Source organism: Mycobacterium sp. TH-M15 (assembly GCF_057473705.1).
Map to the genome: position 1 here is coordinate 1 of NZ_JBYCLB010000476.1, position 1541 is coordinate 1541.

Consider the following 1541-nt stretch of genomic DNA (forward strand, 5'->3'; position numbering starts at 1 on the left):
GCCGCGGGGGTCTCCGGGAACGTCATGGCGTCTAGCAGTCTACGGGCAGCCGCAACGCGCGCCTCCCACACTCCTCGGTCCGATCCCGGTACGGTGCCCGGTGTGTTCGGTCCAGCGACGACGTTCCGCACCGCGGTCGGGCTGACCGGTGTCGCGTTGGCGGCAGCGGCGGCGGCCGGCTGCGGATCGGGTGACTCCACCGTGTCAAAGACCCCGACCGCCCCGCCCGCCGGGTCGCCGGTCGCCGAGGCGCCGGCGTCGAGTCCGGCCGGCGTCCCGGCCGACCCGTGCGCGATCGACCTGGCCTCGCCGGTGATCCCCAAGGCGGTCTCCGAGCTGCCCCGCGACCCGCGCAGCCGACAGCCGTGGAACCCCGAGCCGCTCTCCGGCAACTACAACGAGTGCGCCGACCTGTCCGCGGTGATCGTGCGGGCCAACAGCAACGTCGAGCACCCCAGCACCCGGGCGGTGCTGTTCCATCGCGGTCAGTACCTGGCACAGGCGGTGCCGGACACCTACGGGTTCAACGCGATCGACCTGTCCCGCTGCACCGACGACACCGTGGTGCTGCAGCACGACACCGGGGTGCCGGGGCTGATCGGCGCGGTCCGGTTCCGCTGGAACGGCTCGGGGGTGGAGATCGCCGGCAACACCGCGTAGCCGGTCAGCGGTCATCGGCGCGACGGCGCCGGCCGGCCCGCGGGTAGCGGACGGCGCTCGGGTAGCGGGACGGCCGCGCGTGCCGTGTCGACGACTCGTCGTCGGGCTCCGGGTAGCTGCGGGCCAACGGGATCGCCTCGGAGATCCCGGTGATGTCCAGCGGGTCGGTGGTCGGGTCGTCGGCGGCCGCGTCGCGGTACCGCCCGTAGTCCAGCGGCACCGCGCTGTAGCCGTCCGGACCGACCTCGACGAACGCGTCGTCGGCGAAGTCGTCGTCGTCGATGAAGCCGTCGTCCGCGGCCAAACCGTCCGCGGCCAAGTCGTCCTCGGAGACGTCGTCCTCGGAGACGTCGTCCACCGGTCCCGGGGTGTCGCCGCCGGCGCCGGCCAGCTCCCAGCGCGGCTGCCGGCCGGACGGCCGGACGACACCGACCATGAACAGCGCCGCCGCGACGCCGAACAGCGCGACGAACGCGGTCATCAGCGTCGATTCGGACATCGCCAGCGCGAACGGCGGGCGCAGCTCCTCGGGCAGCCGCAGGCCGCCCTCCCACGAACCGCGCGGCTCTCCGGCACCGGACGACGGGATGTTCACCGAGATCCGCGCGGTCATGAACGCGGCCATCCCGGCGCTGCCCAGCACCGCGCCGAGCTGACGCGTCGCGTTGTACACCCCGGAGCCGGCGCCGGCCAGCCGCAGCGGCAGGTTGCGGGTGGCGGTGGCCGACAGCGGCGACCAGACGAACGCATACCCGACGCCCACCGCGGCGAACGCCAGCACCAGCCGCCAGATCGGGGTGGTGCCCGTCATCTCCACCGACAGCCAGGTCAGCGAGATCGCCAGCGCCGAGAAGCCGAACCCGATCACCGCCCGCGGGTGC

Annotated in this window: 2 protein-coding genes; one reads left to right on the forward strand and one right to left on the reverse strand. The window is 73.8% G+C overall.

Features of this window, described 5'->3' with window-relative positions:
• The first annotated feature begins 93 nt into the window (after positions 1-93).
• On the forward strand, positions 94-660 hold the full coding sequence (locus AC2VNT_RS11545; RefSeq protein ID WP_486946987.1) for an LppP/LprE family lipoprotein: 567 nt from the start codon (positions 94-96) through the stop codon (positions 658-660).
• Between the two features lie 4 nt (positions 661-664).
• On the opposite strand, the gene AC2VNT_RS11550 is transcribed toward AC2VNT_RS11545, so the two are convergent.
• On the reverse strand, positions 665-1541 hold an 877-nt coding region (locus tag AC2VNT_RS11550; protein WP_486946988.1), incomplete at its 5' end, for an MFS transporter.